13 protein-coding genes and 5 tRNA genes are annotated in these 15,375 nt (G+C 52.2%); 11 read left to right on the top strand and 7 right to left on the bottom strand.

Going from position 1 to position 15,375, the window contains the following annotated elements:
• The first annotated feature begins 80 nt into the window (after positions 1–80).
• From csrA to ACLD4F_RS08925, 11 genes are all read left to right on the top strand, one after another.
• Positions 81–266 (top strand): carbon storage regulator CsrA, encoded by a 186-nt coding sequence (csrA, locus tag ACLD4F_RS08975; protein WP_000906486.1) that lies wholly within the window; start codon positions 81–83, stop codon positions 264–266.
• A 303-nt stretch (positions 267–569) separates the two neighbouring features.
• Positions 570–662: transfer RNA gene (locus ACLD4F_RS08970), tRNA-Ser, on the top strand.
• A 3-nt stretch (positions 663–665) separates the two neighbouring features.
• A tRNA-Arg gene (locus ACLD4F_RS08965) sits at positions 666–742 on the top strand.
• 61 nt (positions 743–803) lie between these two features.
• Positions 804–880 (top strand) — tRNA-Arg (locus ACLD4F_RS08960).
• Between the two features lie 61 nt (positions 881–941).
• Positions 942–1,018 (top strand) — tRNA-Arg (locus tag ACLD4F_RS08955).
• 193 nt (positions 1,019–1,211) lie between these two features.
• Positions 1,212–1,288: transfer RNA gene (locus tag ACLD4F_RS08950), tRNA-Arg, on the top strand.
• Between the two features lie 235 nt (positions 1,289–1,523).
• Complete coding sequence (gene yqaB, locus ACLD4F_RS08945) at positions 1,524–2,090, top strand: fructose-1-phosphate/6-phosphogluconate phosphatase (RefSeq protein ID WP_000271291.1); 567 nt, start codon at positions 1,524–1,526, stop codon at positions 2,088–2,090.
• The gene (locus tag ACLD4F_RS08940) at positions 2,087–2,512 is read left to right on the top strand and encodes a YqaA family protein (RefSeq protein ID WP_001279499.1); all 426 of its coding nucleotides are present in this window, start codon (positions 2,087–2,089) and stop codon (positions 2,510–2,512) included. Before yqaB ends, ACLD4F_RS08940 begins: the two co-directional genes overlap by 4 nt.
• A 76-nt stretch (positions 2,513–2,588) precedes the next feature.
• A complete protein-coding gene (gshA, locus tag ACLD4F_RS08935) occupies positions 2,589–4,145 on the top strand; it encodes a glutamate--cysteine ligase (RefSeq protein ID WP_000611821.1) in 1,557 nt (518 codons plus the stop codon).
• 149 nt (positions 4,146–4,294) lie between these two features.
• Entirely contained in the window at positions 4,295–4,810 is a 516-nt protein-coding gene (gene luxS, locus ACLD4F_RS08930; RefSeq protein WP_001130194.1) for an S-ribosylhomocysteine lyase, read from the top strand.
• Positions 4,811–5,155: 345 nt separating this feature from the next.
• Positions 5,156–6,526 carry a carbohydrate porin gene (locus tag ACLD4F_RS08925; protein ID WP_000645137.1) on the top strand — a complete coding sequence of 457 codons (1,371 nt, stop codon included), beginning with the start codon at positions 5,156–5,158 and terminating at the stop codon, positions 6,524–6,526.
• A gap of 48 nt (positions 6,527–6,574) precedes the next feature.
• Here ACLD4F_RS08925 and emrB read toward each other — a convergent pair whose 3' ends face one another.
• The 7 genes from emrB to proV all read right to left on the bottom strand — a co-directional run bounded on the left by emrB (position 6,575) and on the right by proV (position 15,126).
• On the bottom strand, positions 6,575–8,110 hold the full coding sequence (gene emrB, locus ACLD4F_RS08920) for a multidrug efflux MFS transporter permease subunit EmrB (protein ID WP_023253897.1): 1,536 nt from the start codon (positions 8,108–8,110) through the stop codon (positions 6,575–6,577).
• Positions 8,111–8,126: 16 nt separating this feature from the next.
• Positions 8,127–9,299 carry a multidrug efflux MFS transporter periplasmic adaptor subunit EmrA gene (gene emrA / locus ACLD4F_RS08915; RefSeq protein ID WP_017441159.1) on the bottom strand — a complete coding sequence of 391 codons (1,173 nt, stop codon included), beginning with the start codon at positions 9,297–9,299 and terminating at the stop codon, positions 8,127–8,129.
• A 126-nt stretch (positions 9,300–9,425) separates the two neighbouring features.
• Positions 9,426–9,956, bottom strand: coding sequence for a transcriptional repressor MprA (gene mprA / locus ACLD4F_RS08910; protein WP_000378431.1), 531 nt, complete (start codon positions 9,954–9,956; stop codon positions 9,426–9,428).
• Between the two features lie 496 nt (positions 9,957–10,452).
• Complete coding sequence (locus ACLD4F_RS08905; protein WP_000165759.1) at positions 10,453–11,637, bottom strand: MFS transporter; 1,185 nt, start codon at positions 11,635–11,637, stop codon at positions 10,453–10,455.
• Between the two features lie 164 nt (positions 11,638–11,801).
• Positions 11,802–12,797: a glycine betaine/L-proline ABC transporter substrate-binding protein ProX gene (gene proX / locus ACLD4F_RS08900; protein ID WP_001216613.1), complete on the bottom strand. Its 996-nt coding sequence runs from the start codon at positions 12,795–12,797 to the stop codon at positions 11,802–11,804.
• A gap of 69 nt (positions 12,798–12,866) precedes the next feature.
• Entirely contained in the window at positions 12,867–13,931 is a 1,065-nt protein-coding gene (gene proW, locus ACLD4F_RS08895; protein WP_023244300.1) for a glycine betaine/L-proline ABC transporter permease ProW, read from the bottom strand.
• Entirely contained in the window at positions 13,924–15,126 is a 1,203-nt protein-coding gene (gene proV / locus ACLD4F_RS08890) for a glycine betaine/L-proline ABC transporter ATP-binding protein ProV (protein ID WP_000985529.1), read from the bottom strand. The genes proW and proV overlap by 8 nt, the downstream gene beginning before the upstream one ends.
• Positions 15,127–15,375: the final 249 nt, after the last annotated feature.

Here is a 15,375-nt window from a genome sequence, read left to right as displayed (position 1 = left end):
GCTTACTTTTTGGCGTTATATGATGGATAATGCCGGGATACAGAGAGACCCGACTCTTTTAATCTTTCAAGGAGCAAAGAATGCTGATTCTGACTCGTCGAGTTGGTGAGACCCTCATGATTGGCGATGAGGTCACCGTGACAGTTTTAGGGGTGAAGGGCAACCAGGTGCGTATTGGCGTGAACGCCCCGAAAGAAGTTTCTGTCCATCGTGAAGAGATCTACCAGCGTATCCAGGCTGAAAAATCCCAGCAGTCCAGTTACTAAGGTTTTCGCGTCTCACTTTTCGGGTGAGACGCAGCCTCTCTTCTCGCTCGCCCGCGTTGTCCCTTCATGACTTTTTTCAACCTCACTGTTGATATGGTGCGCTTTTGGCGGCCAGCGTGTCATCAAATTATCTGTTGATAAAACACTCTTTTTGGCTTTTTTACAGACTAATTGAGCGTGAAGTGTGCAAACGATAAAAGCTCTGGAAAAATTGTTTGACTTATAAGTCCCAGAAAGTAATATGTGCGCCACGCAGCGACGATGAGCAGAACAAGTTCTTCGAAGCACTCGTAAGAGGCGTGTGGTGAGGTGGCCGAGAGGCTGAAGGCGCTCCCCTGCTAAGGGAGTATGCGGTCAAAAGCTGCATCCGGGGTTCGAATCCCCGCCTCACCGCCATTTGCATCCGTAGCTCAGCTGGATAGAGTACTCGGCTACGAACCGAGCGGTCGGAGGTTCGAATCCTCCCGGATGCACCATCTCTTACTTGATACGGCTTTCCCGCGGTATCAAAATCTGCAGTAAAGTAAGTTTCCCGATGCATCCGTAGCTCAGCTGGATAGAGTACTCGGCTACGAACCGAGCGGTCGGAGGTTCGAATCCTCCCGGATGCACCATCTCTTACTTGATACGGCTTTCCCGCGGTATCAAAATCTGCAGTAAAGTAAGTTTCCCGATGCATCCGTAGCTCAGCTGGATAGAGTACTCGGCTACGAACCGAGCGGTCGGAGGTTCGAATCCTCCCGGATGCACCATATTCTCCGTACTTTCAGTGATGAAGATACGGATAAGATAGCGGTAATCACCGCTGGCACCAGGAAGGATAACGTTGCATCAGCAACGGCCCGAAGGGCGAGCCTTAAGGCGAGTAATCCTCCCGGATGCGCCATCTTATTTAGTGTGGCAGTAAATGCGACATCAAATCTTGTAGTAAACATCATTTCCAATGCATCCGTAGCTCAGCTGGATAGAGTACTCGGCTACGAACCGAGCGGTCGGAGGTTCGAATCCTCCCGGATGCACCATATTCTCCGTACTTTCAGCGATGAAGATGCAGATAAGATAGCGGTAATCACCGCTGGCATCAGAAGGATAACGTTGCGTCAGCAACGGCCCATAAGGCGAATAATCCTCCCGGATACGTCACTGCCCCGCAATCGCTTTTCCCCTTATCCTGAACATACCTCTTCATCTCTATTAGCGACAAAATCAACCAATTGCGATAAAGTACTGTCTGGTTATTCGGTTTGCGAGAACACGATGTACGCACGTTATGCTGGTTTGATTTTTGATATGGACGGTACTCTCCTGGATACCGAACCCACGCATCGCAAAGCGTGGCGTGAGGTTTTGGGGCGCTATGGTCTTCGTTTTGATGAACAGGCAATGGTCGCGCTTAACGGTTCGCCAACCTGGCTTATCGCCCAGTCAATCATTGAGCTTAACCATGCCGATCTTGATCCCCTGTCACTGGCGCGTGAGAAAACCGACGCGGTAAAAAGCATCCTGCTGGACTGCGTAGAACCGCTGCCGCTGGTTGAGGTGGTTAAAGCGTGGCATGGGCGGCGTCCCATGTCGGTCGGTACCGGTAGCGAAAGCGCTATCGCGGAAGCCTTGTTAGCGCATCTGGGGCTGCGTCGTTATTTTGATGCGGTTGTGGCGGCAGATCACGTACAGCATCACAAACCTGCGCCTGACACCTTCCTACTGTGCGCCCAGCAGATGGGCGTCATGCCGACGCAGTGCGTGGTATTTGAAGATGCCGATTTTGGTTTACAGGCGGCGCGGGCGGCGGGAATGGATGCCGTGGATGTCCGACTATTGTGAGTGACGGACTGTCGCTCCTGTCTCTGTTTGCCAGTAGTTTTCTCAGCGCGACGCTGTTACCCGGTAATTCTGAGGTGGTTTTGGTTGCTATGCTGGTCTCCGGCGTCAGCCATCCTTGGGTCTTAGTCTTAACAGCAACAATGGGTAATAGCCTTGGAGGGGTAACTAACGTTATTCTTGGGCGTTTCTTTCCGCTGCGCAAAACGTCGCGCTGGCAGGAAAAAGCGACTGGCTGGCTAAAGCGTTATGGCGCAGCCACACTATTATTAAGCTGGATGCCGGTCATCGGTGATTTGTTGTGCCTGTTAGCGGGATGGATGCGCATCCCGTGGGGGCGGACGATCTTTTTTTTGTGTCTTGGTAAGGCGCTGCGCTATGTTGCGCTCGCAGCGGCGACGGTTCAGGGCATGATGTGGTGGTAATAATTGTAGGTTTGGCATGTATGGCCGCCATTACAGTTATGCTTATTAAAACGATTTGGACAGGCGGGAGGTCAATTTGATCCCGGACGTATCACAGGCTCTGGCCTGGCTGGAAAAACATCCTCAGGCGTTAAAGGGGATACAGCGCGGGTTAGAGCGCGAAACGCTGCGTGTCAATGCTGATGGCACGCTGGCGACAACAGGTCATCCTGAAGCGTTAGGTTCAGCGCTGACCCATAAATGGATTACCACGGATTTTGCGGAAGCCCTACTGGAGTTTATTACGCCAGTCGATGGCGATATCCAGCATATGCTCACTTTTATGCGCGATCTCCATCGGTATACGGCCAGGAAACTGGGCGATGAGCGGATGTGGCCATTAAGTATGCCCTGCTATATTGCGGAAGGGCAGGACATAGAGCTGGCGCAGTACGGCACATCCAATACCGGGCGCTTTAAGACGCTCTATCGCGAAGGGCTGAAAAATCGTTATGGCGCTTTGATGCAAACCATCTCCGGCGTACATTACAATTTTTCATTACCGATGGCGTTCTGGCAGGCGAAATGCGGCGTTACGGAAGGCGAAGCGGCAAAAGAAAAAATTTCTGCCGGCTATTTTCGTCTGATTCGCAACTATTACCGTTTTGGCTGGGTCATCCCCTATCTGTTTGGCGCGTCTCCGGCCATTTGTTCCTCTTTCCTGCAAGGAAAGCCAACCACATTACCGTTTGAAAAAACGGACTGCGGCATGTACTACCTGCCATATGCGACGTCGCTGCGTTTGAGTGATTTGGGCTATACCAATAAGTCGCAAAGCAATCTCGGAATTACGTTTAACGATTTGCATGAGTATGTGGCAGGTCTGAAGCGGGCGATTAAAACCCCTTCCGAGGAGTACGCGCGGATTGGTGTGGAAAAAGACGGTAAGCGGCTACAGATTAACAGCAACGTTCTGCAAATTGAAAATGAGCTGTACGCGCCCATTCGTCCCAAGCGCGTGACGCGCAGCGGCGAATCGCCTTCTGACGCGCTTCTGCGTGGTGGTATTGAGTATATTGAAGTTCGTTCTCTCGATATTAATCCGTTCTCACCGATCGGCGTAGACGAGCAACAGGTGCGCTTCCTCGATCTGTTTATGGTCTGGTGCGTATTGGCCGATGCGCCGGAAATGAGTAGCGATGAGCTGTTATGTACGCGTACTAACTGGAATCGCGTTATTCTGGAAGGGCGTAAGCCGGGCCTGACGTTAGGCATTGGCTGTGAAACTGCGCAATTCCCGCTGCCCAAAGTCGGGAAAGATCTTTTCCGCGATCTGAAACGCGTGGCGCAAACGCTGGACAGTATCCACGGGGGAGAGGAGTATCAAAAGGTGTGTGACGAGTTGGTCGCCTGCTTTGATAATCCTGAACTGACATTCTCCGCCCGGATCCTACGGTCTATGATTGATGAAGGCATTGGCGGCACCGGGAAAGCGTTCGGTGAGGCTTACCGTAATCTGTTACGCGAAGAGCCGCTGGAGATTTTACAGGAAGAAGAGTTTATTGCTGAACGTGACGCTTCAGTACGTCGTCAGCAGGAGATTGAGGCGGCGGATACCGAGCCGTTTGCCGCGTGGCTTGCAAAACACGCCTGACCCAAAAGAAAAAGGCCACTCACGGAGTGGCCAAAATTTCATCGCTGAAAACAGGGATGATGATAACAAATGCGCGTCTTTCATATACTCAGACTCGCCCCGGAACAAAGAGTTCAGTTTATTTTTAAAAAATTATCGGAGGTGACTAAATGCCATTATTAGATAGCTTCGCAGTCGATCATACCCGGATGCAAGCGCCGGCGGTCCGGGTTGCAAAAACGATGAACACCCCGCATGGCGACGCAATCACCGTGTTTGATCTGCGTTTTTGCATTCCGAACAAAGAAGTGATGCCGGAAAAAGGGATTCATACGCTTGAGCATCTGTTTGCTGGCTTTATGCGCGACCACCTCAACGGTAACGGCGTTGAGATTATCGATATCTCGCCGATGGGCTGCCGCACCGGCTTTTACATGAGCCTGATTGGCACGCCGGACGAGCAGCGTGTTGCCGACGCCTGGAAAGCGGCGATGGCGGATGTGCTGAAAGTGCAGGATCAAAACCAGATCCCGGAGCTGAACGTTTACCAGTGCGGTACGTATCAGATGCACTCGCTCAGTGAAGCGCAGGACATTGCCCGTCATATTCTGGAGCGTGATGTGCGCGTGAACAGCAATAAAGAGCTGGCGCTGCCGAAAGAAAAGCTGCAGGAACTGCATATTTAGTCTTATTGGTAAGCGGTTCCAGTATTTAAATTAACCCCGGTTTATGGCCGGGGTTTTTTATTGCTTAATATAATTTGCGTTTATTATATTTGCGGCGAGAATACATTTTAAATTAAGTAATGCCTGGCCTGTTAAATAATAAAATGTGATCTGGCAAACAGAAAAGGCGGATAACTCACGATGCCAGAGTGTATTGATCACATAAACTAAAAATCATAAATAATTAATAGAAAAACATAATGGAATGCGCCAGATATCCAGGTAATAACAAGACTCTACTAATAGCCGGTCGATGGGGTTTTTAGCAAATCTTATCTGGTATACATCAAACTTAAGGGATAAAAAATGAAGGCTAAATATTTGGCGCTGATGATCGGTGCTTGCTTTTCTCATAACCTTTGGGCAGCGAATAATATCACTATTGAGCAGCGTCTGGCTGAACTGGAGCAACGTGTTGTTAATGCTGAAAAACGGGCATCCGATGCCGAGGCGCAAATTCGCTCGTTGAAACAGCAGCAGGTCGCCGCTACGCCGACGGTGAATGTCCAGTCCGCCGAGCCCATTGCAGCAGATAAAACGCCGCCGAAGCTGACCTTATCCGGATTCAGCGATATTAAGTTCTATGGCGATGTCGAATTTAATATGGATGCGGCAAGCCGTTCCGGTAGCCTGACCTCGATGAGAACGTCAGCGAATAAAGATTGGGCATCAGGAACCAATGAACGCTGGGATATTAACGGACGCCTGTTGTTGGGCTTTGATGGCTACCAGCGGCTGGACAACGGTAATTTTGCCGGATTCTCTGTACAGCCTCTGGCGGACCTGACCGGAAAAATGAACCTTGATGATGCCGTTTTCTTCTTTGGTCGTGAGAATGACTGGAAAATTAAGGTTGGTCGTTTTGAAGCCTACGATATGTTCCCGCTGAATCAGGATACGTTTATTGAATATTCGGGGAATACAGCGAACGATCTTTACAGTGACGGTTACGGCTATATCTATATGATGAAAGAAGGACGGGGACGTAGCGACAGTGGGGGTAACTTCCTGCTGAGTAAAACCATCGACAACTGGTATTTCGAAGTTAACACATTGCTGGAAAATGGCAGTACGTTATATACCGAGAAGCAGTACCACGGAATGGATTTAACCAACGATAAAAACGTGGCTTACGTCCGTCCGGTTATCGCCTGGCAAAACGGGCGTTTTTCAACGGCGATAGCGATGGAAAGTAACGTCGTTAACAACGCCTATGGCTATTATGAGAATGGGAAGTGGATCGATCAGTCAGATCGTACGGGCTATGGTTTTACCATGACCTGGAATGGTCAAAAAACTGACCCGGAAGATGGCGCAGTGATTAACCTGAATACCGCCTATATGGATGCGACCGATGAGACAGATTTTACCGCTGGGGTGAATGCGCTGTGGCATCGATTTGAACTGGGTTATATCTATGCGCATAACAAAATCGAAGCCTTCAATGCTACTAATATCGATGCCGTTTGTGAGGACGATTGTTGGATCACCGATCCCGGCAATTATGACATTCACACTATTCATGCCTCATATTTATTCCCCAACGTGATGGATATGAAAAACTTTAACATCTACCTCGGTGCCTATGCTTCATGGGTAGAGGCCAATCCGAATAATGGCGATAACAGTGAAGATGCGCGTTACGGCGGGCGTCTGAGATTCAAATATTTCTTCTGATTGTTGGTCTACTAAAAAAGGGATCCGCAGATCCCTTTTATCAGATAGTTAGTGCGCGCCGCCGCCGCCGCCCGCACCGAAGGGCGGTTTGGCGAACCACACCAGGCCGAGCAGCACCAGGAAGATCCCCGCCGACATCCAGAAGATTTCGTTGGCGGAAATAATCAGCCCCTGATTCGTGATTTGCTGGGCTATCCAGCCTGACGCCTGTTGGTGCGTCATCCCTAAGCCTTCCAGTTTATCGTACATAGCCTGAGCGTTTGGATTATACGCCGTAATCGACTCGGTGAGCTGCGCATGGTGTAGCGACTCACGATCGGTCCACATAGTGGTGGTAATCGAGGTGCCGATGGAGCCCGCCAGCGTTCGCGTGAAGTTCGACAGGCTTGATGCCGCCGCCAGCCGTTCTGGCGGTAACCCGGAGAGCGTAATGGTGGTCAGCGGCATAAAGAAGCAGGCGACGGCAAATCCCTGAATAAACTGCGGCCATGCGGAAGCGCCGAAATCCATACCCGGTTCGAACGTCCAGGCGCGCCAGTAAAAACAGACGGCGTACATAATGAAGCTGAACGTGACCAGCCTGCGCATATCCAGTTTATGCGCGAAGCGTCCGATAATCGGCGACAAAATTACCGGAATAATGCCGACTGGCGCCGACGCCAGACCTGCCCACGTTGCGGTATAGCCGTACACCTCTTGCAAAAGCTGCGGCAGTAGAACAATGGCGCCGAAATAGAGCATATAGGCAAGGCTGATGCACAAGCAGCCAATAGTGAAGTTACGCGATTTAAAAAGAGAAAGATCGACGATAGGGTGATCGTCGGTCAGTTCCCAGACGATCAGGAAACTGATGGCGATGACGGCGACCACGGTCAGGATGATAATTTCCTGCGAGGAGAACCAGTCCAGCTCTTTACCGCGATCGAGCATAATTTGCAGGCTGCCGATGCCAATCACCAGTAACGCCAGCCCGACGGCGTCAATACGTCGCCGTTCGGTATGCGTTTCACGTCCGCGCAGCGTGTGTAACGTCATCAGGACGACGGCGATGCCAATCGGCACGTTGATGAAGAAAATCCATCCCCAGTGGTAATTATCACTGATGTAGCCCCCCAGAATCGGGCCGCAAATCGGCGCGACAATGACGGTCATTGACCAGAGCGCCAGCGCAATGGAGCGCTTTGCAGGCGGATAGTTATTCAGCAACAGGCTTTGCGAGAGCGGAATCAGCGGCCCGGCGACCACGCCCTGCACCACGCGGAAGAAGATCAGCATATTCAGGCTGCTGGATACGCCACAGGCCCAGGAGGCCGCGGCAAAGGCGACCGTCGACCACATGAACAGTTTGACTTCGCCAAAACGTTTCGCCAGCCAGCCGGTTAAGGGAATCGAGATAGCGTTCGCCACCCCGAAAGAGGTGATAACCCATGTCCCCTGGCTTAGGGAAGAACCCAGGTTCCCGGCGATGGTCGGAATCGCCACGTTGGCAATGGTGGAGTCCAGCACCTGCATGAATGTCGCCAGCGACAGCGCGATCGTCATGATGACGAGCTGCGCGCCTTCCAGCGGTTTTTGCTGTTGCATCACACGCACCTCAGGATTAACCCGCGTTAGCCTGTACGATGTCGTCGATCAGTTTATTGACCGGCGCGAGATTAATTTCGCGTGCGTTACTTTCGGCAACCGGCGTCGTTCGTACCTGGCTGGCCAGTACCTGACCGTCGCGATTAGCGGTATCCACGGTGACCAGCGTCGATAAACCAATGCGCAGCGGATGTTGTTCTAACTGGCGGGCATCCAGTTCGACGCGTACCGGCAGACGTTGAACCACTTTAATCCAGTTACCCGTCGCATTTTGCGCGGGCAGCAGGGAGAAGGCGCTGCCTGTCCCCATATCCAGACCGACGACTTTACCGGTGTATTTTACGTCGTCGCCATAAATGTCAGTAATAATCGTCACTGGCTGCCCAATGCGCATATTCGCTAATTGGGTCTCTTTAAAGTTAGCGTCCACCCACAGATCGGTTGCAGGCACCACGGCCATCAGCGGCGTGGTGGGGCTGATTTGCGCGCCAGGCTGGACGGCGCGGCGGGAGACATAACCGGTCATTGGGCTGACGATGCGGGTACGCTCCAGCGCCAGCCAGGCGTTACGCACTTCGGTCGCCGCTTGTTGAACCGCGGGCTGATCTTCCAGTTTACTGTTGAGTATCATTGCCTGGTTGGCATTGTACTGTTGAATGGCGACATCCAGCTGTGCCTGCGCGCTGGCGACGGCATCGCGGGCGTGTTGCAGCTCTTCACGGCCAATAAGATTGGCGTTACCCAGCGGCACACGACGGTTAAGGTCGCTTTGCGCTTGCGCCAGGGCGGTTTTTTGCACGTCGATATTCGCCTGCAACTGCTTGCTGTTAATCATCAACTGGTGCGTCTGACGCACGCTGGAGGCCAGCGCCGTTTTAGCTTTTTCAAACGCTTGTTTGGCGTCAGTCTGATCGAGCGTGACCAGAACATCGCCCTCTTTTACAAAGTCGGTGTTATCAGCCCAGACTTTCGTCACGCTGCCTGACACCTGCGCCATGATTTGAACCTGGTTCCCTGCCACGTAAGCATCATCTGTCTCTTCAATATGACGCAATACTAAAAACCAATAAATTCCATATGCCACGGCAATAATAACAAAGAGCAAGGTAAGAAGTAGCAGCGCTGTTTTGCGTTTGCCTTTCTTCTTAGCCGGTTGCTGCGGGGTTTGGATCTCCGCATTTGCGCTCATGTTGTTCTCCACGATCTTATTATTCACATCGGCTGAGCCGACCTGTTGTCAGAAAGGCCAGCAGTAACGCGTGCCGGCCTGTCCGCTTTCCTGTTATTAATCTGGATTTTTGAGCGGGTCGGCGCTTTAGCGCAGCGCCTCAAGAACAGTGCCTTCCTGCTCCATTTGATCAAGACGCGTCAGGAGTTTACGAGTGATGTGCTCAAGTTGATCTTTTTCGGCAGTGCTAAGTGATGACCAGAGTTGATGCAGACAATGATGCTGAGGCGGAAGCACTTCTTGCAAAAATGCCTGGCCTTTCTCCGTTAATTGCAGATGCAGGCAACGGCGGTCGTTATCGCTCTCACGACGCTCAATCCAGCCGCGTTTTTCCAGCTCATCTGCAATGCGTGTCGCATTGGTGCGAGATGAACCCAGCGCGCAGCTTAATTCAGACGGCTGAATACTGTGGTTTTCCTGAGACTCCAGCGTAATCAACGCCATAAACAACGTCTCGTTAATCCCTTGAGCCTTCAGCATCTTATTGCGGTTTTCCAGGAGCTTGCCTTGCATGTGCATACAAAGACGAGTCAAAAGAATTTCCTGATAAGGAAAGTCTTCGTGACGGCTGGCGCGAAATTTTAGCATTTGTTCAATGGGCGTAAACGAACTATCCATTTGGGCATGACCTCATTAATTTCAGCCGATATAGTAACGACAGTGACAAATAAAGTAAATGTATTATTAATACAAAATCATTCTTTCAGGCTATAAAGCAACCAATGATACGCAGACTGAGACGCCAGCGGGAACATTGGGCCCGGTAAAGCGCCGCCTGCGGCAAATCCAGGAATGACGAGAAAAGCGTGAGTGCCTGCATGAAAAAATCAGGAGAGAACGATAAGCGGGAGGGGCGAAAGCCGGGTAAACGGCCTTACAACCCGATGCAAAAGCCACCGGAATATCACGGATAGCTATCGGTGAACGACCTTCGAATCCTTGAACGGGCGCTATTGGCCTGGAAGCAGATGGGGATGCAGGGCTTTCCATAGAATTATATTATTCTTCACCGGTATAAAAATAACCATGATAAATGAATAGCATAACCTTAACAGACTGGGGAGCTCCTTAACACCCTAAGGAGCTTAAACAAAGGTAAACGCTCACTATCCGCTTAATTTACGGCTTCCTGTCGGTGAAAACCTCGCCACCAGACCAGTAAATTAAGTAAGGCTACCGTGACACCCGCCAGACAAACGCCGGCCCAGCCGGCATGTTGCCAGGCGGAGGCGGAAATCAGCGACCCTGCAGCGCCACCGATAAAGTAGCTGGTCATATAGCCGGCGGTGAGCCGGTTACGCGCATCCGGATGCAAACGATAGATGACCGTCTGATTGGTGATATGTACCCCCTGAACGGTGAGGTCCAGTACCAGAATGCCAATAATCAGCGCCAGTACCGAGGTGTGCCCAAGCCAGATAGCCAGCCAGGAGAGTAACAGCAGCAGTAAGCCGAACGTGGTGGTGAGGTGAGATTTACCTTTATCGGCAAATCCGCCAGCCGGACGCGCGCCTAAAGCGCCGGCGGCCCCCGCCAGGCCAAACAGGCCAATCATCCCCTCGGAATAGCTAAACGGCGGCGCGGCGAGCAAAAAGGCCATTGACGTCCAGAGGATGCTGAAATTAGCAAAGGTCAGGCAGCCCAGCATTGCGCGGGTACGCAGCAGCTTATCGTGAATAAACAGGCTGAATACAGAACCCAACAGTTGCGGGTAGTTAAGATGGGTGTCGGATTTGAGCTTTGGCAGTCCGCGCCATAACGCGACGGCCATCAGCGCCATCAGCGCCGACGCTACCCAAAATACGGTGCGCCAACCGCCGAGGTTTGCCAGCAGTCCGGCGACCGTTCGCGCCAGCAGGATTCCCAGCAACAGGCCGCTCATAATGGTGCCGACCACTTTACCGCGGGTGGCGGGCGTCGCAAGCGTGGCGGCCAGCGGAACCAGAATTTGCGCCACCACAGAGAACAGTCCGGTTAAGGCCGTTCCGAGTATCATCATGCTAAGCGACTGACTGCTGGCGGTGATCAGCATTCCGCCAGCCGCCAGCAACGTCATGGAGACAATCAGCGTTCGGCGTTCAAACATGTCGCCGAGCGGCACCAGAAACAACAGGCCAGCGGCATAGCCCAACTGCGCGGCGGTAACGATAAACCCTGCGGAGCTGGCGGAAAGCGAAAAGTGATGCGCGATGGTATCAAGCAGCGGCTGGGCATAGTAGTTGCTGGCGACCGCCAGACCCGTGGCCACAGACATTAAAACGATCAGCGCCGGGCTAAGCTCATGAGTGGGTTTCGTCATTATGGTAATCGTGATTCAGATAATTATTTCCTGGGAAAACAATCATAGCGGATGTTGATGAATAAAGGGGAACGGTGACGTGATGAATCGTGCGCTTTGAGGAGAGATTGAATAGGCCGGATAGCGGCGCATGAACTGCGCTTTATCCGGCATAAAAAACGATCTTATTTCTGCGCGGCCAGCGCTTCTTTCACCCAGCCGTCAAACTGCTGCTGGTGGGCGTTGATCCAGCCGTCCACGTGGCCCTGAACATCGGCTTCAGACGATTTACCGGCATGCATCATGGCGTTCTGCGCGTTGATATCCGCCAGCGGCAGCTTCATGATGGCGAACAGTTTCGCCGCCGCCGGGTTTTTCTCCGCCCATGCCTTATTGGCGACAATATGCATGGTATTAACCGGGAACCCATAGTTCGCGCCGTTCGGCAGTTTAGTATCAATATTTTTCTGTTCGCCCGGCAGGGAGGAGAACGGCACCTGTAGCCAGACGACATCTTTACCCGGCTTCATTACGTCGCTCACCCAGTACGGGGTCCAGGTGTAATACAGCACCGGCTTGCCTTCTTTAAAACGGGTAATGGTATCAGCCATCATCGCCGCATAGTTACCGTGGCTGACCTCAACGGTTTTTTGCAGATCAAACGCTTTATTCTGGTGATTGATCACGGCTTCGCAGCCCCAGCCCGGCGAGCAGCCCATCATGTCCGCTTTTCCGTCGCCATTGGTATCGAAGATTTTGGCGATTTTCGGATCTTTTAGCTGAGCGATATTGGTGATGTTGTACTGCTCGGCGGTTTTTTTATCGATCAGATAGCCCTGCGCAGCGCCGGAGACGAAGACGCCCTCGCGGTAAAACTTTTTGTCTCCGCCTGCTGCGGCATACATATCATCATGCAGCGGCTGCCAGTTCACGGCGGTAAACGTCGCATCGCCAGAGGCGATGGAGGTATAGCCTACGTTGTAATCGACTTCACTCGGCTTATTTACGGTATAACCCAACTTTTCCAGCGCCCGGCTGACCAGTAACGTCTGGAAGGACTCTTCAGAAATCGTGCTTTGGATAGGTTGAACGGTAATGCCTTTGCCAGGCAGGTCGGCAGCGAAAGCGCTGGCGGTGACAAGGGTGGCAAACGCTGAGGCAAATATCACAGTATGTCGCATCGTTGTTCCTTTAATTATGGTAGGGAGTTGTAAGCCCGGTAAGCGCAGCGTCACCGGGCGTCAGGAGAGTTACTTAACGAAAGGGCGGGTGATTAGCCCAACAGGACCGGTGGTATACCAGCGACGGTTACCGCGGCTACGCGAGTCGCGCCCGACGGCCTGCGTCAGACGGTCCAGAATGATGGCGAGAATCACAATGCCGACGCCGCCGACGGTTGCCAGCCCCATATCAAGACGACCAATGCCGCGTAGTACCATCTGGCCAAGCCCGCCGACCGCAATCATCGAGGCGATGACGACCATCGAGAGAGCCAGCATCAGCGTCTGATTAACGCCTGCCATAATGGTGGGCATCGCCAGCGGTAGCTGCACTTTGAACAACATTTGGCGCGGGCTGGCGCCGAATGAGCGCGACGCTTCAATTAAGTCGGCAGGCACCTGGTTAATGCCCAGGATCGTCAGGCGTACAATCGGCGGTAGCGCAAAAATAATCGTCACCACCACGCCCGGTACGTTACCTATGCCGAATAACATGACAATCGGCACCAGATAGACAAACGCGGGCGTGGTCTGCATCGCATCCAGCAGCGGACGAACTATTTTGGCCGCGCGCGGGCTGCGCGCCAGCCAGATTCCCATCGGTAATCCGATCACGACGCAGAACAACAGGGCGGTCAGCACCAGCGCCAGGGTAATCATCGCCTGCGACCAGGCGCCGATCGCGCCGATGGCGATCAGCGATATCAGCGCCGCGATCCCCATGCCCACGCCGGAAACCTGCCAGGCAATCAGCGCAAAGAGAATAATCGCCACAGGGGCGGGCATTCCCAGCAGCAGTTGCTGAAAGCCGTTAAGGATGTAATCCACCGGCACACGAATCCCCTGAAAAAGGGGACGGAAATGGGTGACGACCCAGTCGATTCCCTCTGTGACCCAGCTATCCAGCGGGATCAGCGTCTTATGGAACGGGTCCAGAAGAGAAAAGTGTTCAGGGGCTGGCGCGGGCGCGCTGTTCAACCAGTCGGTACTGCCGCCGTCCGTGGCTACGCCTGCCGGTGTTCCCCAGGCATCAGCTGTTTGCGTCGTCGTATCGGCTACCTGTGCGGTATCCCACGGATTCGTTTGATCAGCCATTGTTACCCCCCTCGCGATCTAAAGCCTGTAGCAACATACGTTTTGAAATAATGCCAACATACTGGTGTTCTTCATCGACAACCGGCACCGCGCAGGGCGCCTGACCGACGTGAGAGAGCAACTCGCTGAGTGGGGTTTGCGCATCAACGACTAAAGGGTCGTCGATAAGCGCCGCTTCAATCCCTTGCGCCTGGCTTAATGCCGCTTTTAATGAGTCGATGGACACGACGCCCACGAATTTATTGCCACGCTCAATGACGTAACCATATTCACGGTCTTCATCCTGTAATAATTTCAGTGCCGAACGGGGACCGAAACCTGGCGTTTTACGAATTAATCCGACCGGACTGCGACGGGCAATATCTTTGGCGCTAAAGACCTGACTAATATCCACGCCACGGAAGAACGTGCGGACATAATCATTTGCCGGATTATTCAGGATCTCATCCGGCGTACCAACCTGTACAACCTCGCCATTTTGCATAATGGCAATCCTGTCGCCAATACGCATAGCCTCATCAAGATCGTGGGAAATAAAGACAATGGTGCGCTGATGTTTCGCCTGTAATTTCACCAGCTCATCCTGCATTTCGGTACGAATTAATGGATCGAGGGCGGAAAACGCTTCATCCATTAATAAGATATCAGGGTTGATTGCCAGCGCGCGGGCAAGCCCAACACGCTGACGCATCCCACCGGAAAGTTCATCCGGGTAGGCGTGAGCGTAATTCTCAAGCCCCACCTGACGCAAGGCGTCCAGCGCTTTTTCTCGACGCTCTTGCGCCGCGATGCCCGCTAATTCCATACCGAATGCCGTATTATCCAGCACGGTCATATGCGGCATGAGCGCAAATGACTGGAAGACCATCGCAATCTTTTTCCTGCGCACCTCGCGAAGCTCAGCGTCTGATATTTTGGCAATATCAACGCCGTCAATCAGTACCTGTCCGCGGGTGGGTTCAATCAGGCGATTGAGAAGGCGTACCATTGTGGATTTACCCGAGCCGGATAATCCCATGATGACAAATATCTCGCCTTCTTCAATGGCCAGACTGGCGTCTTTAACGCCAAGCGATAGCCCCGTTTTTTCCAGTATTTGCTCTTTCGATAGTCCCTTTTCAATATATTTGAAGGCACGCTGCGGATGCTCTCCAAATATTTTATACAGATTCTTCACTTCTAATTTAATTGCCATGCAATAGAATGATTCCTGTTATTTACTTATGTCGATATGTTACCTGATAGAAATAGTTACCTTTTTCTACCCTAACATACTCAGAATCTGAGACAACCCTGAATTTGCTTCTGGCATGAATATTGCGAGGTGCTATCGGCTGTGATTTCCCATGATATAAGGGCTGAACGCGAATGGGGAGGGAGAGATATTTTTTGAGACAACCAGCAAAAATCCACCTGAATTGGAGGAATCCAGGTGAATAATGTC

Origin of the sequence: Salmonella sp. 741265050_HSA, assembly GCF_046569445.1 — a bacterium.
In the GTDB taxonomy this organism is placed as follows: Bacteria; Pseudomonadota; Gammaproteobacteria; order Enterobacterales; family Enterobacteriaceae; genus Salmonella; species Salmonella enterica.
This window is presented reverse-complemented; position numbering and strand designations above follow the sequence as displayed.